The 24,020-nt window shown below is 43.3% G+C and carries 21 protein-coding genes and 2 tRNA genes; 8 read left to right on the top strand and 15 right to left on the bottom strand.

Features of this window, described 5'->3' with window-relative positions:
- Position 1: 1 nt before the first annotated feature.
- A complete protein-coding gene (locus tag SNE_RS06775; protein ID WP_013943638.1) occupies positions 2-1,408 on the bottom strand; it encodes a Fic family protein in 1,407 nt (468 codons plus the stop codon).
- Between the two features lie 187 nt (positions 1,409-1,595).
- Here SNE_RS06775 and SNE_RS06770 point away from each other — a divergent pair, with 187 nt between their 5' ends.
- Complete coding sequence (locus SNE_RS06770) at positions 1,596-2,261, top strand: hypothetical protein (protein WP_148258973.1); 666 nt, start codon at positions 1,596-1,598, stop codon at positions 2,259-2,261.
- 76 nt (positions 2,262-2,337) lie between these two features.
- On the opposite strand, the gene SNE_RS06765 is transcribed toward SNE_RS06770, so the two are convergent.
- The 5 genes from SNE_RS06765 to SNE_RS06745 all read right to left on the bottom strand — a co-directional run bounded on the left by SNE_RS06765 (position 2,338) and on the right by SNE_RS06745 (position 9,460).
- Positions 2,338-2,994, bottom strand: a complete 657-nt coding sequence (locus SNE_RS06765) for an RING finger domain-containing protein (RefSeq protein WP_013943636.1) — start codon at positions 2,992-2,994, stop codon at positions 2,338-2,340.
- Positions 2,995-3,190: 196 nt separating this feature from the next.
- Positions 3,191-5,677, bottom strand: coding sequence for a plasma-membrane proton-efflux P-type ATPase (locus SNE_RS06760; protein ID WP_041419360.1), 2,487 nt, complete (start codon positions 5,675-5,677; stop codon positions 3,191-3,193).
- 5 nt (positions 5,678-5,682) lie between these two features.
- Entirely contained in the window at positions 5,683-8,022 is a 2,340-nt protein-coding gene (locus SNE_RS06755) for a phosphoketolase family protein (protein ID WP_013943634.1), read from the bottom strand.
- A 62-nt stretch (positions 8,023-8,084) separates the two neighbouring features.
- Complete coding sequence (locus tag SNE_RS06750) at positions 8,085-8,789, bottom strand: hypothetical protein (RefSeq protein ID WP_013943633.1); 705 nt, start codon at positions 8,787-8,789, stop codon at positions 8,085-8,087.
- Positions 8,790-8,824: 35 nt separating this feature from the next.
- A complete protein-coding gene (locus tag SNE_RS06745; RefSeq protein WP_013943632.1) occupies positions 8,825-9,460 on the bottom strand; it encodes a hypothetical protein in 636 nt (211 codons plus the stop codon).
- Between the two features lie 99 nt (positions 9,461-9,559).
- Here SNE_RS06745 and SNE_RS06740 point away from each other — a divergent pair, with 99 nt between their 5' ends.
- A complete protein-coding gene (locus SNE_RS06740) occupies positions 9,560-9,796 on the top strand; it encodes a DNA polymerase ligase N-terminal domain-containing protein (protein WP_013943630.1) in 237 nt (78 codons plus the stop codon).
- On the opposite strand, the gene SNE_RS06735 is transcribed toward SNE_RS06740, so the two are convergent.
- Entirely contained in the window at positions 9,797-10,165 is a 369-nt protein-coding gene (locus SNE_RS06735; protein WP_013943629.1) for a hypothetical protein, read from the bottom strand. It lies immediately after the preceding gene.
- Between the two features lie 40 nt (positions 10,166-10,205).
- Between SNE_RS06735 and ligD the strand changes: the two genes are divergently transcribed.
- The gene (ligD, locus tag SNE_RS06730; RefSeq protein WP_013943628.1) at positions 10,206-10,745 is read left to right on the top strand and encodes a non-homologous end-joining DNA ligase LigD; all 540 of its coding nucleotides are present in this window, start codon (positions 10,206-10,208) and stop codon (positions 10,743-10,745) included.
- Positions 10,746-11,125: 380 nt separating this feature from the next.
- Here ligD and SNE_RS06725 read toward each other — a convergent pair whose 3' ends face one another.
- Positions 11,126-11,428: an NHLP leader peptide family RiPP precursor gene (locus tag SNE_RS06725; protein ID WP_013943626.1), complete on the bottom strand. Its 303-nt coding sequence runs from the start codon at positions 11,426-11,428 to the stop codon at positions 11,126-11,128.
- 136 nt (positions 11,429-11,564) lie between these two features.
- On the opposite strand from SNE_RS06725, the gene SNE_RS12305 reads away from it, so the two are divergent.
- The 4 genes from SNE_RS12305 to SNE_RS13060 all read left to right on the top strand — a co-directional run bounded on the left by SNE_RS12305 (position 11,565) and on the right by SNE_RS13060 (position 17,899).
- Complete coding sequence (locus SNE_RS12305) at positions 11,565-12,380, top strand: HlyD family efflux transporter periplasmic adaptor subunit (protein ID WP_013943625.1); 816 nt, start codon at positions 11,565-11,567, stop codon at positions 12,378-12,380.
- A gap of 8 nt (positions 12,381-12,388) precedes the next feature.
- Positions 12,389-14,569 (top strand): NHLP family bacteriocin export ABC transporter peptidase/permease/ATPase subunit, encoded by a 2,181-nt coding sequence (locus tag SNE_RS06715; RefSeq protein WP_013943624.1) that lies wholly within the window; start codon positions 12,389-12,391, stop codon positions 14,567-14,569.
- Positions 14,562-17,480 (top strand): NHLP bacteriocin export ABC transporter permease/ATPase subunit, encoded by a 2,919-nt coding sequence (locus SNE_RS06710; RefSeq protein WP_013943623.1) that lies wholly within the window; start codon positions 14,562-14,564, stop codon positions 17,478-17,480. The genes SNE_RS06715 and SNE_RS06710 overlap by 8 nt, the downstream gene beginning before the upstream one ends.
- A gap of 62 nt (positions 17,481-17,542) precedes the next feature.
- Positions 17,543-17,899: a hypothetical protein gene (locus SNE_RS13060; protein ID WP_148258972.1), complete on the top strand. Its 357-nt coding sequence runs from the start codon at positions 17,543-17,545 to the stop codon at positions 17,897-17,899.
- On the opposite strand, the gene SNE_RS06705 is transcribed toward SNE_RS13060, so the two are convergent.
- From SNE_RS06705 to SNE_RS06675, 6 genes are all read right to left on the bottom strand, one after another.
- Positions 17,808-19,418: an FAD-dependent monooxygenase gene (locus SNE_RS06705; RefSeq protein ID WP_013943622.1), complete on the bottom strand. Its 1,611-nt coding sequence runs from the start codon at positions 19,416-19,418 to the stop codon at positions 17,808-17,810. The genes SNE_RS13060 and SNE_RS06705 overlap by 92 nt on opposite strands.
- A 388-nt stretch (positions 19,419-19,806) precedes the next feature.
- The gene (locus SNE_RS12300; protein ID WP_053225344.1) at positions 19,807-20,466 is read right to left on the bottom strand and encodes an HAD family hydrolase; all 660 of its coding nucleotides are present in this window, start codon (positions 20,464-20,466) and stop codon (positions 19,807-19,809) included.
- Positions 20,467-20,489: 23 nt separating this feature from the next.
- Positions 20,490-20,571 (bottom strand) — tRNA-Leu (locus SNE_RS06690).
- A 45-nt stretch (positions 20,572-20,616) separates the two neighbouring features.
- Positions 20,617-21,153, bottom strand: coding sequence for a uracil phosphoribosyltransferase (gene upp / locus SNE_RS06685; protein ID WP_013943619.1), 537 nt, complete (start codon positions 21,151-21,153; stop codon positions 20,617-20,619).
- Between the two features lies 1 nt (position 21,154).
- A complete protein-coding gene (locus SNE_RS06680; protein ID WP_013943618.1) occupies positions 21,155-21,616 on the bottom strand; it encodes an ExbD/TolR family protein in 462 nt (153 codons plus the stop codon).
- Positions 21,600-22,280, bottom strand: a complete 681-nt coding sequence (locus tag SNE_RS06675; RefSeq protein ID WP_013943617.1) for a MotA/TolQ/ExbB proton channel family protein — start codon at positions 22,278-22,280, stop codon at positions 21,600-21,602. Before SNE_RS06675 ends, SNE_RS06680 begins: the two co-directional genes overlap by 17 nt.
- Before the next feature lie 77 nt (positions 22,281-22,357).
- Here SNE_RS06675 and trmB point away from each other — a divergent pair, with 77 nt between their 5' ends.
- Positions 22,358-23,017, top strand: coding sequence for a tRNA (guanine(46)-N(7))-methyltransferase TrmB (gene trmB, locus SNE_RS06670; RefSeq protein WP_013943616.1), 660 nt, complete (start codon positions 22,358-22,360; stop codon positions 23,015-23,017).
- An 895-nt stretch (positions 23,018-23,912) separates the two neighbouring features.
- On the opposite strand, the gene SNE_RS06665 is transcribed toward trmB, so the two are convergent.
- Positions 23,913-23,987: transfer RNA gene (locus SNE_RS06665), tRNA-Pro, on the bottom strand.
- Positions 23,988-24,020: the final 33 nt, after the last annotated feature.

Below are 24,020 nucleotides of genomic sequence, written 5' to 3'. Positions count from 1 at the left end.
TTTACTCTCCATGAATCATGCTGTAACTTCTTTGAACTCCTCCAAAGACTTTGCGCACAAATTCATCTTGTTGTCTAGGTGACTTGACCTTTAGGCCAAAAACTGCGTCATCAACAGACTCTCCCAATGCAGCAGGAGGAAGTCCAAAACGTTCTAAAACGTAGTCCATCATGTGTCTCGACATTCTTCCGTTTCCACCATCAAATGGGTGAATCGAGACGAGCCGTTGGTAAGCTTGCGCTGCTGTCAAAATCACACTTTTTTCCCCTTTTTCACAGAGAACAATTTGCTGATTGAGCCAGCGTTCATAATCGCTTGTCATGTCTTTCACATTGATTTCACGAGGGTAGATTTCGACGGCTCCACTTGAGCGCACAGCTTTTTTACGGAGTTGCCCCGCGTTTTCTTCTTCACCTGCGGTGAGAGTTTGATGAATGGCTTGAACAGTTGTAAAAGTAACAGGTTGCCCTTGCCTTTCATGCGTAGCTGCTTCTTTGCGTGTTTTTTGATCAGCAGCCTGCCAATTTAATGTGGCCCTCTGCGTTTTATCAGTAGGTGTGCTAATTGTTTTAGACCCATTCATGCGCAACTCTATCCATTGGCTGAACTGAAGAGGGGAACTCGTTTGAAATCTGCTGATCTCTTGAGAAATATCTATTGATCGATGTTGTTTTTCATATTCGAGCAGGGCGCTATTGAGAGTGGGGTCAACTTCCTCGTTTTGCATCTGAATCCAGTTAAGGCGGTCAGATGATAAACCAAATAAATTCACTTGAGAAAGCCACGATTTATTCTCGTTAAGAAGGTCGGGGTCTATGACACGCAGAAATTTTTCAAACTGTCGGTTTTGTGCTTCAAGAGTGCTTCCATGAAGTTTTCGGAAGTCTCTAAATGCTCCTTGATTTTCGAATAAATAGGCATGAATGGCGCGAACTTGTTTTGGTGAAGCTAAGTTTGATGTCAGAAGAAAGTCGATGGCATCTATTGCTTTATCTCGTAAAAGTTGATTAAAGTCAGTGATTGCTAAGCGTGGGTCGTATCTAACCCCGGTTTTTTCCTCTAGTAGCCGATCAAGGGTGCTTTTTTTGGGTTCCGCTCTAAGTGTGGCAACTGCAGGAATTTCCCTAACGTCATCAGATTCTTTTGGGGGTGTTGTAATTTTTTCAGGATCGATAGATTTATCTTTTTCGTTTTGGTTTTGTGCAGACATGATCACTTCCATTCCAACAATGAGAGTGGCTACTTCAACTGGGTAGTGATGATGCTCTACTAAATTTGTAATTCTTGGACCGTACCCACGTGCTCTTAGAGTTGTGGCTATTTCTTCTCTTAGTGGTGCGATTTTTTCAGACCTTAGCGTAGGCGCTAGCTCAGTTAGCGTTGACGCTAGCTTAGATAAATAACTCATATTCCCTATCCTTCTTTCCATCTTTAAACTGTAAATTATAACATAAAATTTAATTATATTTGTATAAATTTATATATTAATTACTTAATTATTTTAAATATCTTATTTAAAGTGATTTAATATTAATTTACAAAAAAGATGAGCTTTGCTATAATTTGCAACATTCTAAAAATGAGGGAGATATAAAATGATGTCTTTAGTGGAATCCTATAAGGATTTCTTTTCTGGTATTGACTGCAAGTTAGATCTTTTAGAGATCTCTTTTGAGACATCTGATACGCAAGGGCATAAGTCTCTTTGTCGCTACAAGGATCGTGTGGTCGTTCTTTCTCGAGAGTTTAAAGAGTTACCTAAGATCGATCAGATTGCCTATATTGCATTTGAACTCTATAACCTTACAAAGGGAGAAGAATTTGAAGTGTTGATTCAAGGCTCAGCTTCAGTTGATGACCTTGTCCGAGCGGTTGAGAGGTTAGAACATGGTTCTGCTTTGCAAACTCAAGAGCTCGTAAAAAAGCATTTTGGGGCGAATGTAGATTATGAGCTCAAGCATGTTGCTCCTAATTTTGATTCGTTTTATGCATTAGAGCAGCTCAAAGGACACTCTCAATGGATTGCAAAAAAGTATCGCCCACATGAGACATTTCATGGGACCATTGCTGAAACGGTTGCAAAGATGATGCCAGATGAGCATGATAGCCTCTATTCACTCCTTCATGCTGAGCATCATGATCCTGGGCGTTTTAAAAAGCTTTATGCGGCACTCACTTCTGCATCGAAGGAGGATTCTAGTTGGGCAAATGTCTATCAATGTGCGCAAACGATCTTTTCTTCATCAAGAGCTTTAAGCTAAAGCGCGTCATTTTTCTCACATTTGTGCTCCTTTCGCGTTGCCCAAAACCAACTTTTGAAGTAGCTTGAGTGTATTCCTATGAAAAAATTCTACGAGAAATATCTTCCACTCCAGAATGAAAGTGCTTAAAACGACCTAATGAAGGCCCAGAACCATTTCCAATTTGATAAAAATGGTAATCACCTGATTTCTTCACAGCCACGATGTTGTGAATGTGGTCTATTCTTATTTCTTTTACGTTATCTTTATTCACATGTTGTTGAAAAAGACGGAGGTCTGCTTTTTTTATGGCTTCCATTTCTTTCGAAAATTTTTTATCTTTAGGAGTCACACCATCCTCAAATTGAAGGAGTTGTTTTGCTGGCATTTTTGTATATGTGTCTTCGAGACTTTGCTTTTCACGATTCGTTGTGTCACAACTTTCATCGCTTGCCTGTTGAGGATTTTGAGGAGCTACGTTCTCTCTTTGCTGTGCCCATTCTAGAGCTTTTTGTTGAAGTTCTTCTAAACCTTCTCTTAAATTGTTATCAACAAAGAAGTTGTCCCTTGAAACTTCGACTCTGCAGAAAGGACAAGACAAGTTGTTTTTGAGCCACGTCTCAATGCATTGTAGATGAAAGCTCGCATTACATTGCACGTTATGTCTCATAGGACCATCCTGAATTGGTTCCCAGCAACTGCGACAATTCCATGCATCAATCTCTAGAACTTGATTAGGATTTACCCTTTCCATAGCTCAGCCTTTTATTGTTAACTTTAAAATTAGCACTATGATTTTTCCTGAATGAAAAAATAAATGGAAGAAATTTTCCAAGCGGTACTCTGGGTTTCTTGCACTTATTCTCAGGAGAGAGTTCGCTTAAATTCTCGGTATTTTTGACGATAGAAAGGACCAAATGGTTTTTATCTCAATCAGGCGACTTAATTTCTTATCCATGATGATGGAGTCTTCTTGAGGTTTTTTCTAAAAATTCCTCAGTACTACCTTTATAATTGAGAATTTTGTAGATCACAATCTTTGTCCACATGCAAATCACAAACCAAACTGCAATGTAGAGCCAGGAAAGGCCGACGTACTTCCAACCAATGCCTACAAAGTCTGCAGAGCCGAGCCCATAGACAGAAGCGAGTGTTCCTACTACTTGTGAGAAAAGAGTGGCAAGAAAAAACTTCCATTCAGGGAGAGGTTTAGCAAAAAGCTCGCCGGTATTTCGTGTGAGGTAGATGGTCAGGTTCCCTCCACATAGAATGGCCATAAAGGCTAGGGTGCGGCTGTGCTGCAAATCAAAGTGCCAAAATTCTCGTCCTATCCAAAAGAGGCCGAAGGTCGAAATGACTCCAACAACCGCAAGGCCAATAGCGACGGTAAAGACTTCCCGCATGTCCCATGAGACCGGTTTGATTTGTGCTTTCATGTGGTCGTAGGCAATCATCATAATCGGGATATCGTTGAGAAGGGCGATGACGATGATCATGACAGCTGTTAGCGCGCTTGTTTGAAAGAGAACTAGAGCGAGAAAGAGGAAAAAGAGGAGGCGACAGGTTTCACTGATCCGGTACATGGCGTAGCTTTTCATACGACCGAAAATGCGCCTTGCTTCATCAATCGCATGCTTGATGACGAGAAGGCCTGGCTCGGTCAAAATGAGATCGGCAGCAGCACGCGCAGCATCTGTGGCATTGCTAACGGCTATGCCGATATCTGCTTGTTTCAGCGCGGGAGCATCGTTCACTCCATCGCCTGTCATGCCCACAATGTGCTTTTTGGCTTGAAGTCGTTTGACAATTTGAAACTTGTGTTCTGGAAAGACTTCAGAAAATCCATCGGCTTGTTCCAGCATTTTTTCTGAGGCTTCTTCGGTTAGATCTTTTGAGCAGAGCTGACTTGCAGGGACAATATTGGTACCAAGATCAAGTTTCCCAGCAATTTCTTTGGCGATGGCCGTATGATCTCCGGTCACCATTTTCACTTTAACGTGCATCTCTTTGGCTTTTTCAATGGTTTCTTTTGTATCTTCACGAGGGGGATCAAAGAGGGGAATGAGTCCTAAAAAGGTCCAGCTTTTACCATCTCCTTTTGCGACACCGAGTGTTCGAAACCCACGGGCAGCGAGTTCTTCAACGGCTTTATTGACTTGTGCCGCAAGTTTTTCATCAGGGTTTGCAAGAGCTAAAATGACTTGGGGTGCTCCTTTGGCGGCATGAAAGGTTTCGCTGCTAGGACCTGTAACAAGAGCTTCTGTTTTTTTACTCACCGGATCGAAAGGGATAAACTTGGTGATTTTGTACTTAGAAAGATGCTGTTTTTCTTTGTAGCTTGCGCCAATGGCTAAATCGATGGCGTCATCTCCATTGAGATTCGAGGCCAAGCAAGCGTTTAAAAGAACGTCTTCAGGTGTTGCTTTGTAGGTTTGAATATCGCCAACGGTGAGTTCGTTTTTTGTTAGAGTTCCGGTTTTGTCTGAGCAGAGGACATCCATGCCGGCAAGTTCTTCGATGGCGATGAGTTTGGCGACAATGGCTTTGAGTTTGGCCATCCGACTGGCTCCAATGGCCATCGTCATCGATAAGACGGCAGGGAGTGCAACGGGGATTCCTGCTATGACTAAAACGAGGATGAAGATGGCAAGGTTTCCTAAGTCGATGTGTAAGGTGTGGCTTATTTTCATACGGAATAAGGCAAAGATGAGGAGCACTGCTGCAATCCCAAGCGTCAAAAAAATCAAAAAGTGACCGATCTTCATGACAGCTTGTTGAAAGTGAGACTGTGTTTTGGCTTCTGTGACGAGCTTTGCTGTGCGTCCAAAGAAGGTGCTAAATCCGGTTTCAGTGACAATACCTGTCATTTCTCCAAGCTTGGCGATTGTTCCAGAAAAGGCCATATCCCCGATCTTTTTATTCACTGGGAGTGATTCTCCTGTGAGCGCCGATTGGTCAACAGTCAAATACTCTCCTCTGCTAAGTTTGATGTCAGCGGGGATGATGTTTCCTAATTTTACTGAGGTGACATCCCCAGGGACGAGGTCTTTCGCATCAATTGTTTGCCATTTCCCGTCGCGCAAGACGCGTGCTTTAAGAGCGAGTTTTTGTTTCAGAGCTTCGATGGCATTGTTTGCTTTAAACTCTTGAAAGAACCCAAGAGCTGCATTGATGAGAAGCAGAGCGACAATCATGATAAAGTCTGGCCATCTTTGTAGATAGCCTGATAAGACCGCTGCGATTTCGATCATCCACGGAATAGGTCCCCAGAAGAAGGTGAGAAGCTGGAAATAAATGCTTTTCTGTTTCGTCTCTAGGATGTTTTCTCCATACTTTTCGATCCGCTTTTGAGCTTCTTGGGATGTGAGACCTTTTTCAGAATCGGTTTCGAGTTTTTTTGCTGTTTCTTCCACAGATAGTTTATCAAAGTCACCCATGTTTTTTATGCCTCCCATTTCCAATTACGGACTTCAGGAATATCTTCCCCATGTTCATAAATATAGACCTTATGGTCATCTAGCTTCTGTGTGCATTCTGTAATAAAATCTCCAGCAACGGATTTCATCTGTGGCAGGTGATGCAACGCTTCAACTGCTAAATGAAAACGGCTCATCTCATTACAAACAACCATATCGAAAGGTGTTGTTGTCGTTCCTTCTTCAATGTAACCCCGGACGTGGAATCGGTGAGGATAAGAGCGCTTGTAGGTGAGTTCGTGGATGACCCGAGGGTGGCCATGAAAGGCAAAAATAACAGGAGTCTCTGTTCCAAAAAGAGAGGCGAAGGTTTCCTCATCAAATCCGTGAGGATGACGCGAATGGGGCATCAGTGTGAAGAGGTCGACAACATTGACCATGCGGATCTTTAGATCAGGAAATTTTTTTCGCAGAATTGAAATAGCAGCAAGGGTTTCGAGAGTTGGAATGTCACCAGCAGCTGCCATGATGATGTCGGGATGCCCATTGTCATTGGATGCCCAATCCCAGATAGAGGCTCCTTTAGTGCAATGTTCTTTAGCTTGTTTCATGTTTAGCCATTGAGGCATGGGCTGTTTTCCAGAAATAATCAAGTTGATGTAGTTTTTACTCTTTAAACAGTGTTTTCCGACCTCGAGTAAGCAGTTGGCATCAGGAGGGAGATAGATCCGGGCAATGGAGCATTTCTTTTGCATGACAGATTCGATAAATCCAGGTCCTTGATGGCTGTATCCATTGTGATCTTGACGCCATGCATGGGAAGTGAGCAAATAGTTGAGAGAGGCAATGGGCTTTCTCCAGGGAAGTTCTTGGCAAGCTTTGAGCCATTTTCCGTGTTGGTTCAGCATCGAATCGACAATGAGAGCAAAGGCTTCGTAGCAGGGAAAGATCCCATGCCGTCCAGTGAGGAGATACCCTTCAAGCCATCCTTGACAAAGATGTTCGCTGAGCACTTCCATGACACGTCCTTCATGAGATAAGTCGTCATCGCTATCAAAAATTTCTCCAAGATAAGTTCGTCCTGTGACTTCAAAGACGTGATTGAATCGGTTGGAATTGGTTTCATCAGGACAAAAGACCCGAAAGTTATCTTTGTTTTCTTTCATGATATCCCGCACGAGTTTTCCAAGTACGCGAGTGGCTTCGGCTATCACACTTCCTGGGCTCGGGACTTTCACTTCGTAATCTGCCGTGTCTGGGATGGTTAATTCTTTGAGGAGAAGGCCTCCATTTGCATGAGGGGTAGAGCCCATGCGGAGTTCTTTTGGAGGAACAATAGATAAGATGTTTGAATTGGGTTTTCCTGCTGCATCAAAGAGCTCCTGCGGCTTGTAACTTTTCATCCAATTTTCGAGGATTTCAAGATGGTCTTTTTTTTCGATGACATCGGAGAGGGGAACTTGATGCGAGCGAAAGGTGCCTTCTATTTTTTTTCCATCGACTTCTTTAGGGCCCGTCCATCCTTTTGGGGTGCGCATCACGATCATCGGCCATTCGACAGGATTTCCATCGAAAGGTTCCGATTGTTTTTTTCGAATTTCAGCATAAGCCCAGTCGAGCGTTTTCCAAAGGACAGGGTGAAGAGACTTAGGATCGTCTCCTTCAATGAAACGGGGCTGATATCCACACCCTTTGAAAAATTGCTCAATTTTCGTGTCGGGCATCCTTCCAAAAACAGTTGGTCCTGAGATTTTATACCCGTTGAGATGTAGAATCGGCAAGACAGCTCCATCTCGTTTCGGGTTGATAAACTTGTTTGATTGCCAACTTGTTGCAAGAGGTCCCGTTTCAGCTTCTCCATCTCCCACGACGCAAACAGCAATCAGCTCGGGATTGTCTAAGATGGCTCCGTAAGCATGGACGAGGGAGTAGCCAAGTTCTCCTCCTTCATGAATCGAACCTGGAGTTGGAGGGCTCACATGACTTGGAACTCCACCTGGATGGGAAAAGTCTTTCATCAGTTTTTCTATTCCTGAAAGATCTTGAGTGAGGTCGGGGTAGGTTTCTGTCATGCACCCTTCTAGGTAGACATTAGCGCGTAAGGCAGGCCCTCCATGACCGGGACCTGTCAGATAAATCATTTTTGCTTTTGTATCTTGGATCAAGCGATTGAGGTGGGCATAGATAAAGTTGAGTCCAGGAGAGGTTCCCCAATGCCCCAAGAGCCGTTTTTTGATATGCTCAGGTTTGAGTGGCTCTTTGAGCAGTGGGTTAGAGCGCAAGTAAATTTGTCCCACCGACAGATAATTACAAGCACGAAAGTAAGCATCAAGAGCATCGATGCGTTTGGGATCGACGTTTGCCATACCAATCTCCTCTATTACTTAACCTAATAGAAGAAGGAGAAAGAAAAAAGCAACTCTGTTTCTTATTCGATCACTAAGATAGCCGGAGGAGCGTCTGGTGGCACAGGAGTTGGCAATTTGGGCTGGAAGAGTTGAATAACGACTCGATAAACAGCGTAAACAAGAGCGATGATTCCCAGGATTTTGAAGATTTTTTTAAAGATTTCATCATCGACTTTCTGGGTTAGGGGATCAAACTCAGAAGTTTTAGCCGGTTCATATTTTTGAAGAGGAATGAGATAGTTTTTTGTAGGGCTGTATTTTTTGATCCAATCAGTTGCAACTTGATGAACGGCTTGTGGGATCCTTTTAGAAGAAGCTGGTCCCTGACACTCTCCACTTAAGATCACTTCTACGAAAAAGAAGGGATGTGAACAAGTTGAAGGAAAACAATCAAAAGTTTTTGGCAAAGGCTCTTCTTCGGTTTTTTCGGGCGTAGATAGCAGTGTGCAATGGCGTATTTGTCCCTTATCTTGTTCAAAAAGGCTGATATACACAGAATCTTCTGAGCTAAGGCGAACGAAGGTTTTATTTGCATCACCAGCAACCTGAACGTTCCAAACGATTTCTCTGAATTTAAAATCGACTCCATATGTCAAAGCATCAAAAAAGGTTTTTTTTTCTTCTACTCCAGTCGTGGGATGCACAATAGTGGTGGGATTCTTTAGAAGAGGTTGAATGCGTTGTTGAAAGGTGATAGGAAGATTTGCTAGAAGAACAGTTGACATTTTTTTACCCCAAAGAAATTCATAAAGATAAAAGTTTATTGAACACTAGACATTCCTGTCAAATGATCTGTACGTTGCATGCGTCCGATCACATAGGTTGCAACTTTATAAGCCAAAAATAGAGCAAAGGCGATTGCAGCAAGTTTAAATGCGAGGGGAAAAAAATTTTGAGAAGGGGCAGATGGAGAATCTGTAGGAGTAGAAATCTCTTTTGGAGGGGTGAATTCTTTTCCTGTTAATTTTTTACAGTCTTCTTCCAATCCTTGCTGCTGAATCCACCCCATTGCAAGATTGGCAATTTTTTCATCTAACTGAAAAGATCCTTCAGGGCCTAAGATTTTTCCTTGGATGATTAGCTCGGAGAAGCGCTGCCCAGTTGTTTCATATGCAATCGTATAATCTGATGTGAGAGGACCACTAAATTGAGAGACTTTGATTTTACCTTCTTCAGAGAGATGTTTCATGCAGTTCCAGATATGAAATTCTCCATCTGATTCGATGCGAATGTAGGTTGCAGATGCGTCAGATTTTACATCAACTAAGACATTCCACTTTTTTCCATTATGGGAAATTTGCTTTCCATCAATGCTAGGATTTTCATCAACAAATTTTGACAGCTCTTTTGGTAAGCATTTCTCGTAGGTATCTGTTAGATCGATAATGTGAGACATAAAAACTCCTTTTTTGAAGCAAAAGTATACTGAAAATCTAAAAAAAAGTAACTTCAAAAAAAGATTTTCTCAGAGTAAAAGAAAAGCTTCAGGAAACTCATGACGACATCATCTAAGAGAAGGAACTTTAAGCGGTTCAAAGAGCCGAAGGCAAAGGTGGCAAAGTCAGCTGGAAATCCAGCTTTTGTCGTTCAAATGCATGCGGCTCGCTCTCTCCACTATGACCTCCGTTTGGAAGTAGGGGGTGTCATGAAGTCTTGGGCTGTTCCTATTTGCACTTGGAATAAAAAGCTAAAAAGAATAAGCCGTGACATGTTCAAGGCTTATTTTTGCTAGTTATTGACCGCTTAGCCTTGATTTCATCATTTCCATACAGAACTTGGTTCCTTCTATAAAATCTTCGTCTGTCTTAGTTGTTTCATATTGCCTAGCCAACTCATTGAGCAAATCTCTATCACTTGCAATTTCTTCTGGACTAGCAGTTGCTAGCCTATCTTGAATAAATGGAGGAGCTTGCTTAATTTCTTTAGTTTTTAAATAGTTGTTTTCAGGAGAAACCTGACTATTAAAAACCGTACGACCTTGAGTATTCGCTTTGTTAGTTGTGCTATAGGAACAAGATCTGAGTTGCCCCCATAGGTTTAACGAGTAATTGGGGTGAGGATAAAAAGTTCTTATGCATCCCAAAAAAATTCTTCCAGCCATAATAACCCTTCTTACTAATAAGCAGACTTATTATCATCTGATGAGCTTTAAAAATCAACTTGCCTATATACTCAAACAACTTCAAAAATTGGTTTTGTGCAATAACAAAGAGACTCTCAAGTATTTGGCAAATCAAGCTTGCATCACTCCTCATATTTGGCTGAGCCGAAGTGACAACCTCGATTGTCCCGACCAGATGATTTTTGACCTTGATCCTCCAGGAAATGACTTTTCCCTTGTTCTTGAGGCAGCTCGTGATTTAAGGGAGGTACTAGAGAAGGGGTGCAAACTAAAAACCTTTGTGATGACCACAGGTTCTAAGGGACTTCATGTCGTGGTTCCAATCAAGCCAGCACATACTTTTGACGAGGTGCGAAACTACGCCAAAGAGATTGCGGCTTTTCTTGTGGAACAAAAGATGGGTAAGTACACGCTGAACCCACGGAAAACAGAGCGAGGAAGAAAGCTTTTTATCGATTATTTGAGAAATGGGTATGCGCAAACCTCTGTGGCTTCCTACGCAGTTCGCAGCCTTGATGGGGCTCCCCAATCGCAATGCCTCTTAACTGGCGTGAGGTAACTTCGAGCTTAACAGCCCAAAAGTACCACCTGAAAAACATCAGGAAACGGCTCTCCAAAGATCCCTAGAGTGGGATGCAACGTAGCGCAAAGTCTTTAAAATTAGTAAGCAAGAAAATTGAATTGCTGAAGCAGAGGCGACAGTCTAAAAGAGACTGATCCACCCTTTTTCCCGCCTTCTAAGACGAGGAACTTCGCTAACGCTATGCACATAAGTGGTTTGTGTGGAAACTCTTTCATCTTTCTACTTTTTTTATCATTAAGATACATCTATGATAACATTTTTTGGAGTTATTTTCAATTTGCAGAGTAGCTGTGAGATATGCTTATCATCAAAGATTTAAGACTTACCCATTTCTTAAAGCACATGATTTCAATCTTCTAAGAATTTAAATTTTTTGGAAAAATTGTTTCTTCAGCGTAGTGAAAGCCAGCAACGATATGGCTTAAGAAGTCGTTTGAAAGCTCTTTAGGAGGCTTTTTGGGGAGGACAAAGTGAACCACTTCATCTGTGTTTTCATGGATGTGAATGGCAATCTTTTCGGGAACGTCGATCCCATTTTCTTTTAAAACAGTCCGAGGGTTTTCAATAAGGGCCTGTTTTTGGGTTGGATCATCCCAAATTTTACGGATGATTTTATTCCAATTTTTGATTGCGCTTGAGGTTTCGTTATTTTCGTTCATATAAAATATACTTATGTTATGAGGTGAATTTAAAACAAGTCTAGATGGTGTCGTCGTGATATGAAGCTAACTCACTATTTTGGAACTAAGCTTTTTGCCTCAAGGGATCATCACTTTCCAATAGTGAGATAGATTCATGGCTAAAGGGATATTCAGACACGATTCAGTAGAAAGACTTTCTTCTCCATCGCAACTTAACAAACTTCTTGTTGTGATTCGTTTGCGCGGTTGGGTCGTGTTAGCCACACTTGTTGCGATTATTTTAGGGATTTTAGTTTGGTCATTCTTAGGTGAAATTCCCATCATCACAACGGGAAAAGGTATTTTACTTGCTCCGGACGCACAGTACACCTTAAATAGCCCAACGGATGGCTCTATTTTGCAAGTGTATATTAAGACAGGAAGCGGTGTTCAGAAGGGAGAAGTTCTCATGGAGCTTTCGGATGGGAAAACGGTTTTAGCCCCTGACAATGGAACTATCTTTCAAATGGCTACGGGCAAAGGTCAGCAAGTGAAGCAAGGGGATATCTTGATGTGGTTTGAACGAAAAGTCTATCCCAAAGATTTCGTAGTGTATGCCTTTATTCCTGTTGAAGCAGCAGAGCGGGTCAAGCAGGGAATGAAAGCAACAGTCGAGTTAGGAGCAGTTGATACACAAAAATATGGGCAGTTAGTAGGCCAGGTTACAGAAGTGGTTTCTTATGCGGTTTCGAAAGATTCAGATCGGCTTAAGGTGATTCCTTCAGAAAAACTTCGAGAAGATCTCACGAAAGGAGCAACTGCAATGCTTGTGATAGTTCAACCATTTCTTGCTCCTGATAACAAATCAGGACTTGCTTGGACTTATGGCAAAGGGCCAACGGAACGTTTATCTCCTGGATCACTTGGAACAGTGCGTATCACAATTGAGAATAAAAAGCCCATTTCCTATCTCATTCCAATTCTATCTTAAGGTGAGGAATGCTAAAAGCAAGAACATACTGGAGAGCTCGAACCCCCACAGTCATTCAGATGGAAAATGCTGAATGCGGAGCGGCTTGTCTCTCAATCTTGCTTGCGTATTACGGCCGTTTTATTCCGATGGAAAAGCTCAGAGTCTCTTGCGGAGTCTCTCGCGATGGAAGTAATGCTCTCAATCTCATTAAAGCTGCAAAAGAGTTTGGCCTCAAGGGAAAGGGAACTTGGGAGGGGCTGAGTGAAATCTATCAGGTGAAGCAGCCAACGATTCTGTTTTGGAACTACAACCACTTTGTTGTCCTTGAGGGGTTTGGACGGGATGGAGTCTATCTCAACGATCCTGCTTTTGGGCCTCGGACTGTCACCTATGAGGAATTTGATGAGGCTTTTACGGGGATAGCTCTTCACTTTGACAAGACCAAAACCTTTAAAAAGGGGGGAGCTGCTCAAGGTCTTTGGCGAGAACTGAAAAGGCGCCTCACCCCTGTCAAAATGTCGCTCCTTTTCATTTTGATTGCAGGGTTTTGCTTGCTCATTCCTGGATTAGCTTTGCCAGCATTCATTCGGATCTTTGTCGACAACATTCTCGTCTCAAATATTCTTCCTTGGAAAGAGGCCTTTTTGGGAGCGATCGCCATTGGAATGGTACTCTCTTGGACCCTTTCTTGGACGCAGCAATACTTTCTCAATCGGCTGAATGCAAAACTTTCGATCCGGTTTTCGAGCGAGTTTTTGTGGCATATTCTCCGCCTACCTGTCACGTTTTATTACCAGCGGTATTCTGCTGAAATTGCCACGCGGATGAGCTTTAATAACCAAGTCGCACAAACCATTACCGGAACTTTGGCAACAACAACAATCGACCTAATTCTCGTCATTTTTTACGGGGCTGTCATGCTCATGTACGATGTAACTGTTGCTAGTGTGGGAATCATCGCAGCTCTGATGAGTTTGGTGGTGATGCGCCTCATCCAACGGACGCGCACTGACATCTATGCAAGATTGCAAAAACAGCAAGCTCAGTCGTCAGGCTATACGATTGGAGCTATCCAGCAGATTGAAACGATCAAAGCGACCGGAACTGAAAACGATGCATTCAACAACTTTGTTGGACACGAAACAAATAAGATCAATTCTCTTCAAGCCATTGGGGAAAAGGATGCTATCCTCTCTACAACCCCCGTCTTTTTCCAAGGTCTTGCGATGGCTGCCCTTTTAGGAATAGGGGGGTGGCGGATCATGAAGGGAGACTTGTCCGCAGGAACCCTCATTGCTCTTCAGATTCTTCTCCTTAGTTTTTTGCAACCTGTCACCCGGTTTGTCAACTTTGGACAGCTCATGCAGTTCATGAAAGTGAACCTCATGCGTCTCGATGACGTTCTCAATAACCCGATCGATCGTATCTATGCCAAAAGGAAAGAAGGAGACAAGGGAAAAGAGGTACTTAAACTCGATGGGTACTTGGAGTTTAAAAATGTCACCTTTGGTTATAGTCCTCTTTCGCCGCCACTTATTGAAAATCTCAATATCAAGATCAAACCCGGTCAACGAGTTGCTCTTGTAGGGCCTTCAGGGTCAGGAAAGTCGACGATTTCGAAACTTTCAACCGGTCTTTTTCAGCCTTGGAGTGGAGAAATCACCTATGATGGCAAACCTTATGAGGAACACCCCTCTGAAGTGATGCAACGCTCACTTGCCAGCGTTGACCAAGATATCTTTCTCTTTAGTGGAACAGTGCGAGATAATATCACTCTCTGGGATGCCACTGTCCCAGATGATATGCTCATTCAAGCTGCTGAAGATGCTTCAATTCACTATGACATTTTGGGGCGCCCTTATGGTTACGACATGGAACTGATCGAAGGAGGAAGAAACTTAAGTGGAGGGCAACGGCAACGCTTAGAAATTGCTCGCGCCCTGTTGTACAATCCTTCTCTTCTCATCATGGACGAGGCAACAAGTGCCTTAGATTCACGCACAGAAAAAGTGATCATGAACAAGATTCGAAAAAGAGGGTGCTCTGCAATCATGGTTGCACATCGGCTGAGCACGATTCGGGATTGTGATGAAATCATCGTTCTGGAGCGTGGAAAAGTAGTAGAGCGGGGAACACATGAAGAGCTAAAAAAGCTCGGAAAAGTTTACAAGAATCTGATTGAAAGTGAGACGGTGGAAGATGAATAAGCTCGAAACACTGTTTCATGAAAAAGGACGGGTCACAGAAGCGGAAGCAAATTACCGCTTAGATCTTCAAGTGAAAGGATCTGTTTGGCTTCTTGAAAAAGGATCGATGATCCTCTTTGCAGTAGAGAAGAAGGGTGAGCAAGAAGGAAGGCGTATCCTCCTTTCCACAGTTGAAGAGGGCGGTCTCATTTTTTCACTGCAGAGGCATCACGACAGTCACTTTGAGATTTTTGCATTTAGCGAACAAGAAATCACTCTCATTGAGCTTTCTCAAGAGGAGTTTGAGATGCATTTGAAAAATGAGGAAATGGAAGAGTGTTTCTTGCCGAAACTCGAACATTGGGTCCACCAGTTTGCTCCTCTTTTAACTACAGATATTGAAATTAAGGTCGATTGTTGGGCAGAACTAGAAAATGAAATACACCTCGATCGAGGAGAAATCTTTTCTTTACGGATAAGTGAAAACCCCTACGAAAAAAAGCGGGTTTTATGGGGTGATTTTGAAAGAGAGATTCTCAAACTTTTAGGACCCTATGAAATTAGAATTCCCGAAGCCCGCCGCAGTTTTCCGATCATTCCTTATCAGTATTTTCTCGGGCTAGAAAATGGAGAAATTGCATTTAAATCTACTCATGCGGTGATACAAGATGGAACATGGGCATCTGGGATAGAGCAATTTCACACCTTCTTGATGCATTTTTTAGTGAAACGACAACTGAAAACAACAGAAGAAGAGCTGAAACGTTTTCGAGAAAAAGAAGCTTTGCAATCGGAAACCTTGCACGAGAGTCTCAATCAAATGGCCGCCATTCTCAAAGAAGAGATGGGGGAAGAGCAAGTTCAGACATCCGATCCTCTCTTTAAAGCTTGCTATCTCGTCGGAAAACACAAAGGAATTGAGCTGAGTCTTCCTGAAAGAAAGCCCTTCAAAGGAACAATCAAACAGCGTCTTGAAAGGATTGGAAAACAGTCCAATATTCGCGTTCGACTGACAAATTTAAGCCCAGATTGGTGGAAAAAAGATGCAGGATCTCTCTTAGGGTTCTATGGAAAAGAAAGACATCCGGTTGCCATTCTTCAAAATAAATGGGGTTTTTACGAAATCCATGATCCCGTTCAAGGAACAAAAAAACCCTTAAACGAAAAAGTTGCTAAAACGCTCTACCATGAAGCCTATGCATTTTATCTGTCGATTCCCGATCACATTCATGTTGGGAAGAAAGTGATGCAGCTTTTCACAAAGAGAAATTGGCGTGAGTTTGCCGTTTTGGGAGCTTATGGACTCATTGCAGCTTTACTTGCTTTAGCCCCTCCTTGCGCAATGGCAATTTTGTTTAACCACGCGATTCCGAATGCGAACATGCATATGCTCTATCAGCTCTTTGGAGGACTTATCGTTGCAACACTCAGCACCTCTCTTTTCATTTATTTTCGCTCGCTCATTATAGGACGCATTACAGGGGTGGCAACAGCTGAAATCCAGTCGTCTTTGTGGGATCGTTTACTCAAGCTCCCTGCTAATTTTTTTCGGCGATTTTCGGGAGGAGATCTCCTGTTGCGCGTTTGGATTATGGACCAGTTAGTACCGATATTGGGAGGCGATGGGCCGCGCGTCATCTTAAATGGATTCTTTGCCCTCTTTTACCTTATCGTGATGGCGATCTATTCTCTCAAACTTTCCTTGATTGCCATTCTACTCATTCTAGTTTCGATGACCCTGACTTATTTCTGCGCCCGCTACAAAGTGAAAATGCAAAAAAAGGTTCTGGAATATCAAGGAAAAATCAACGGGTCCTTGATTCAAATCCTTTCGGGGATTTCGAAACTGCGGGTCGCTGGAGCTGAAAATAACGCTTTTGCTCATTGGGCCACCCAATATGCTAAATCCAAAAATCTCGAAATGAAGGGGCAACATGCACAAAGTTTTGTGGCAGCTGCCATGTCAGCCTTTCCCCTCTTTTCCTTCCTCATTATTTTTGCTTTTGTGATTCAACTTGAGGAAGCCGGAAGACTTTCCACAGGAGATTTTTTAGCTTATAACACCGCTTTTCTCACATTTTCTGCCGCGATCTTTGATCTCAACAACACCCTCATGCAAGTTTCCCAAATCGTCCCTATTCTTAAACGGACCAAAGTGATTCTCGAGGAGAAGCAAGAGCTTCTCCAAAGCAAATCTTCACCTGGAAAACTCACAGGGGACATCCGCATGGACCACATCACCTTTGGCTATGACCCTAAAAGTGCCCCTATTCTCAAAGATGTTTCTATCCAAGTAAAACCTCATGAAATGATTGGCATCGTTGGCCCCTCGGGAAGTGGAAAGTCGACACTCATCCGCCTCATCCTCGGTTTTGAAACTCCTCAGGGAGGAGCAGTCTACTACAATGGAAAAGATTTATCTCATCTCAACATCAACGAAGTACGCAAACAAATGGGGGTGGTTCTTCAAGGTGGGGGAATCATAGCTGGAACGCTCTACCAAAATGTCGTTGCAGGTGGACGCTATACCCAAGGAGAGATTGACCGGGCGATTCGTCTTTCGGGTTTTCATCGCGACCTCCACTACTTTCCTATGGGACTCCATACTGTCATTCCTATGAACGGGGAAACCCTTTCTGGAGGGCAGAAACAGCGCTTGCTCATTGCTCGAGCGCTCCTTCCTCAGCCAAAAATTCTTCTCTTAGACGAAGCTACAAGTGCTCTCGACAATCACTCTCAAAGCGAGATTTCACAAAATATCAACCAGCTCGATATCACACGGATTGTTATTGCCCACCGTCTCAGCACCATCCGCAATGCCAGTCGCATCTACGTGCTAGAAGGAGGGGAGATCACCCAATCGGGTACCTTTGATGCTCTTGCAAAAGAAGAAGGGCTTTTTGCCGACATGCTCAAGAGGCAAAAGCTCTAGAGTTTTATTCTTCTACTAGGTAGAATTCCTCTGTTTTAAGTGCACAAAATTGGATGAGAGATATGACTTCACACTGGCAACCCCAAATTCCTATGGATCCCAAATGGATTCATCTTTGGATGGATATTACAAACAACCTTTCGCCTTATCGAAAACTTCAAGGATACACCGTTGCCTCTCATAAGCGTGTTCATGAGCTAAAAAATCAGACCACACCTCCTGCGATACCTCCTCTTACAGTTGTTGAAAAATGGGCAATATTGCATTCAAAAAATCCCTTAGCAAAAGAGGTCGCAGAGTATGCTAGAGAGTATGTGTCACATTGTTTTAAGACTGAAACAGTGTCTGCAAGTACTTCTCAGCTAAATGGGCATTTGGGGGCTGAGTTGCGTATCCAACAACTTGATCTGGACGAATAACAAGAGCAGTCGGCTTCTCAATCCCATAGTGGGTGTGGGCAGAAGGTTCACGGTCGAGCAAACACCGATCTTTGCTTGCTGGACAGTCTTTGACTACTTCTTCATCGCGGATGAGAAAGTAGGTCTGCACATGTGGGGCATACTTTTGCGCCATTTCCTCCATTTCTTTTAATGCTTCGAGGTCTCCATGGTGGGGCTTTTTCCCAGAAAAGAGAAGCAGTGTGTGATGCGTACCGTGAAAAAGCTCAAATAAGCGCTTGCCATTTGTGAGGGTGTGATCGGGCGCTCGATGACCTGCTCTAGCATGCATGGGGTGGTGCTCACAGTCTTCATAGATGATCTTGTTATGCTCATAATGGAGATAAAGCTGAGAAAACTGTTTTGGCATTTGGGTCTTGATCGCATCGAAATGACCCATTGCCGATAAAAAGGCATCACGCAAAAAAGCCAGCGTTGAGTTTTTAACAGTCATCATTTTCGTTAAGCGATCGGTGACATTGAGAACCCATTTCCCAATTGGATGCCTTTCAAGATGGTAGGTTTTGAGTAGCTTTTCACTGCACACCCCTTTGTGCACCAGGGCTAGCTTCCAAGCGAGGTTGTAAGCATCTTGCATTCCCGTGTTCATTCCTTGCCCTCCTGCTGGGCTGTGCAAATGGGCGGCATCACCGGCGATAAAAACCCGCCCGTTCTGATAATTGACTGCTTGACGATGGTGAATAATAAATGTACTGAGATCGCGAGGTTCAATCAACTTAATGTCTTTTGCTACCCGTAATTGCAGCACTTCAAGGACCGTATCATAGGTTACAACAGGTGTTTCGTCTTTGGGATTTTTCAGATAGATTTCATAGGTGATCCGCATCCGACTCCCAGGAAGAGGGAAAAAGGCTGCAATGCCCTGCTCATGTAAAAAGAGTTGCAACTCTTGGGAATCAAACGGCCACTTCAAACCAGAATCAAGCACTGCCCAATGAGAGGGGTACTCTTCCCCCGGAAAAGAGATTTCACAAAGGTGACGGCATGTACTGCGGGCTCCATCACAACCGACTACATAGGCAAATTTTTCAGGAACAAGACTTCGCTCGCCATGTTTCAAGATCACTTCAACGTGATCATCGTGCTGCTCAAGATTGTTTAGTTCAACGCTGCGCTCGACTACAACACCAAACTTTCTCAAATGCTCAATTAGCATTGGTTCGGTCAAACTTTGGGGCATATCGAGCACAAAACTGTATCTGCTGTCTAAGTTTTTAAACGCCGTCTGGACAAGTCTTTTTCCATGCGAGTAGAGATTGATTCCGGTGACTTTTACCCCTTTTTCGAGTGCTTCCTCGATCAGTCCCACATTTTCATACAGTTCAAGCGTTCTTGCATGAACACCGACCGCGCGTGAATCTGCAGAATGGTGCTTATTTTTATCGATGATACGACATTTTGCTCCATGACGCGCTAGTTCCGCTGCCATCATGAGCCCAACAGGTCCTGCACCTACAACGAGAATTTCATCTATAGCCATTTGCCATTCCTTTTTCTTTTTTCTACCAAATCCTATCTGATTGTGCAACTCTAGTGCTCCATAACAAAAAATTCTATAGCTACTTTAACCATCTTTTCAGTGCCTTTTCCCCTCTTAAAATCTCCCCTTATCTCATGGACAGTGTGGTCGATTTTGGGAGAGAAAAATTCAGCGAAAATCTGGATCAAATTAGCTATAGAATTTTTTGTTATGGAGCACTAGGTGTTGTCCTTACGAGTTTCTCTAAGAGAGGACTTTTCTTAACTGAAATGGCCATAGCGTCTGATGGAGGGGCCACAAATGGGATCATGAAGCAAGAGAGCACTAACATAGAGAAAACCTTTTCATTGGTGTATTCCCAAAGGCTCGGTGTTTGATTCTTGAGATATTAAAGTAGATTCCGTTTGGCAAGCTCTTCGCGGGCTTGAGCAGCAGATTCGAAGAGAATAGCATCGAGACCAGCTTGTTTTGCAGCTTCGATATTTTCTTCTCGATCGTCAAAAAAGACGATTTGATGAGCTGGAGTGTTTAAGTGGTTTAAGGCTACTTCGTAGGCTCGAAGGTCTGGTTTTTCAGCACCGATGTCGCAAGAGAGAAGGCAAGGTTCAAACGGATAGTACAAGTCTAGCTCTCTTAAGATTGTGCTCAGTCGTTTGTCGATATTTGAGAGAAGAGCAACGGGAATTTTTTTGCTTTTAAGTTCTTCAACGAGAGCGTACATCTCGTCATTGATTCCAATGGCATTTTTTAAAACGCCTTTGAACTCTTGCTCCCATTCTTTTGGGAGAGAGATGTTATGTTTTGACGCATATTCAAGCCAAAATTGCAAATCATTGATTCCATGTTCCACAAAAGCTTGCCGTTTTTCTAAGTTCGCTTTTTCAAACTCACTTGGCATCAGCTCGAGAGATTCACAGAGGAAGTTCATCACAAGGACTCGGTTGGGTTCACCTGTCATCACGCCACCGAAATCGAACAGAACTGTATTGGATGTTGCAAAAAGAGCAGATGAAGTCATAAGCGTAAGGAAAAATCTGCGAAAATACATAAAATTCCTCCTTAATTAGAGGTTGCCCAGGAGAGGACTCGAACCTCCACACCTTACGGCACCAGAACCTAAATCTGGCGTGTCTACCAATTCCACCACCTGGGCAAAGACACATGATCCATAAAAAATAAAGATTTTGTAGGATTTTCGTCAACAACCAAAATAACGATCTCCAAAATCACCTAGACCGGGGACGATATATTTTCGATCGTCGAGCCCTTTATCAATAGCGGAAACCTTAACTTCAATGGCCGGAAAAGCCTGTTTGATCGCTTCTAATCCCTCAGGCGCAGCGATCATTCCGACCAGTGTGATGTTTTCAGGCGAACTTCCACTTTTTGTCAGTTTTTCAAGGGTGATGAGGGTGCTGCCTCCTGTAGCAATAATAGGGTCAAGAATGATGATAGAGTCTGTTTTGCAAACAGCAGGGAGGTTTTCGTAGTAGAGGACTGGCTGGGCCTTACGGTCTCTTTGAACGCCGATAAAGCCCACACGGGCTGATTGAAAGCACTGCAAAAAAGAGTAAAGCAAAGCAATTCCTGCTCGGAGAATGGGAATGAGGACGACTTCATCTGAGTGAGTCTTAATGTCGGTTGCAATGAGCTCGGCTAATTTGTCAGAAGCCTTTCGAAAATTGACGGTTGAAGTGCTTCGGTCACGTAAAATACTTAAAAGGGTCTTTTTCATGTCAGTTTTTTATGATAAAGGGTTTGCTTTCTTTTTTTTCATAAACAGGATAGATGGTAAAGCCTTCTTCATGCATGGCGAAGATCAGTTTGGCAATTGAGGTCCATTGAGCATTTTGGTCGATGTGGAGCAAAATTTGATTTTGGGAAGGATTATCTACATGCTGTAGAAGGGCTTCTTTAACTGTTTGGATAGTGTTATAGGTTTGCTCTTCGGAGGCATCCAGCCACTTGTACTCACCTTTAGCTGAAATGCTTAAATTGACCGTGTTGGAATGGGGACTAGGAGTTGCCTTGATTGACGGAGCGTCGTGTTTCACGAGGCTGACATTAGCATCGTAGAGGGCTTTTCGGGTGATAGCCACGACAGCAAAGATGGCGATAACGATAAAGAGAAAATCGACCATGGGGGCAAAGTTGAACGTGAGGCGAGGAGAAAAATGTTCATCAGGCACTAGGCTCATGGAGGAACCTCACTGCGTGGGATAAGGCTTCGTTTTCAACTTCTGTGAGCGATTTTGTCAGTCGGTATTTCAAGAGGGTACAGAGAATCATGGCTAAAATGGCAACGATCAGGCCGGCGAGGGTAGTGCCTACAGAGATGCCGAGTCCATCAAAGAGGGCGCTGATACTTTCGAGAGAGCGATTGAGGTCGTAAAAAGCGTAAAACATTCCTGAAACGGTTCCAAGAAGGCCCAGCATCGGGGCGACAATGGCAATGTCATTGAGAAGAGAAACTTTTTGCCAGAGGGAAGAGGTTTGCCTTTTGCCAACATCTTTCATGGTTTCGACCAAGGCTTGGTGCCCAAAAGAGTGACTGCGGAGGCCTGCGGCGATCATTTGATTGAAGATAGTGGGTTTGTTTTCGCAGATCTCAAGAGCAAGAGAGTGATTGCGGTTTAAAATGGCTTTTCCGAGGATTTCCCGGTCTTCAAGAGGCATCAATTGTTTGGGTCTTGAGGAAAAGTAGGTATAAATATAGATCATAACAGCGCTAAAGGAGAGGAAAAAGAGAAGGGAATAAATGATGGGGGCACTACTAAAGACTTGTTTCAAATCGATGGTGGTTTCCTCTGCAGAGAGGAAAAAAGGGGCGGTTATGAAGAGAGTCGTAAGGAAGGTGCGCATGAGTCGATCTAAATTTTTAATTCGACGATAACACTCTCTCTTGTAATCATCAAGAGGGATCGTTAAAATGGCTACCTATGAAACCAAAAGATTTAAAATCCCCTTTTTCTTTTCGAGATCGTCGTCCCTGCATATTGGAGCGTATCTTTTACGTGCCAACTTACTATGACAAATATAAAGAGTTTTCCTTTCCCTTCTGGCAAGAGTTATTTGGAAATGATCATCCCGTTCATATCGAGTATTGCAGTGGAAACGGAGAGTGGATTCTCGAGCGGGCGAAGGCCCATCCTGAGGTAAATTGGGTGGCCGTCGAAATGAAGTTTGAGCGTGTGCGGAAAATCCATTCGAAGCGGATAAACCGAAATATTTCCAATCTCTTGATCGTATGTGGAGAAGCTCAAGTGTTCACGCGAGAGTATGTTCCTGAAAATAGTGTGGAAACTATTTATGTGAACTTTCCTGATCCTTGGCCAAAAGATCGGCATGCAAAACACCGATTAATCCAAGCTCCCTTTATGCGGGATGTGTTAACAGCTGTAAGACCGGGAGGGAACGCGCAACTGGTCTCTGATGCGAAAGAGTACGTTTTGCAGATGCAAGCGGAAATCAGTCAAGTCTCTGGATGGAAACCATCAAACCATCAAAACCAAAATAACTATGGGAGTTCTTATTTTGATCGCCTTTGGCGTTCATTAGGACGTGAAATCTATTATCTTGAATACCTTTGTGAGAAGTGATGACATTTACCTGTGACGACATTCAGTTCCAAGAAAACGGAACCCTTTATCAACCGCTAAGTGATGAAAAATTGAAAATCCTCTCTCTCGATCTTTCACTGGCATCTGATCTCGACTTTTCTAAGGCCAAAGAAGAAGCTGAAATTGCTGAAAAGATTTTGTGGAACCTCGAGTTTGATTTGGCCTCCATCTCATTTTATGACAAGGGGACGCTTGCCTCTTTTTTGGTGGCAATTAAGTGTTTTAACGAGCAGCTCCTTCTTCCATTTCTAGGCAAGACTTTTGGAGTCTGTTTGTACCAAGGACCACTTCTCTTTCCATTTAAATGGCACCTGGAACATGAAGAAGGTTTGGTCGACTGGCAAGAGCCTTATGAACAATTTCCCGGCCTGAAAGATTTGTACTGCGTCGAGATCCTTTCTCAGTATCTCCATCGCCTTGCAGCAGCCCTCCCTGATGAGGTCCTGCCTATTGTGCTGTTTGAGCCGTTTGAGGGGTCACAGGCGCGCCTTGCGCAGTTTCTCTCAAAAGAGCATTTTCCGTATCTTTACCTGGGTTTAAAAGACCATAATCTTCCTTTGGGCCCCTTTAGTTCTGAGGCTGCTGACGCCCGATTGGGAATCACATTGCCTTTGCATATCCATTGCTCTCTTGAGAGCTTGGCTGCCATGGATCAATGCATGGAAGAATTGCGGCAGCTAGGAATTTCTTTTCGCATTGTTTCAGAAACGCACCTGACAGAGAGTTGGGATGGGCTGGATTCTCTGATCATTTTTTCCAACTTTCTTTCAAGTCAAGGCAAGCGGAAGGCGCAGGGGTTTGTAGCTGCTGGAGGAGAAATTGTGTCAGTAGGAAACTTGCTCGGAATGTCTATAGAAATTTCTTGGGAAGAGTTTCGGGGCAGAGGGATTCGAACCCCCGGCCTTCTGCTCCCAAAGCAGACGCGCTAGCCAAGCTGCGCTATGCCCCGAAGACAAAGATCCCATTAGTTTACTGAGCAAAC

The organism is Simkania negevensis Z, from assembly GCF_000237205.1.
Lineage (GTDB): Bacteria > Chlamydiota > Chlamydiia > Chlamydiales > Simkaniaceae > Simkania > Simkania negevensis.
Note: the sequence above shows the minus strand (reverse complement) of the source record. Positions and strands in the feature narration are given on the sequence as shown.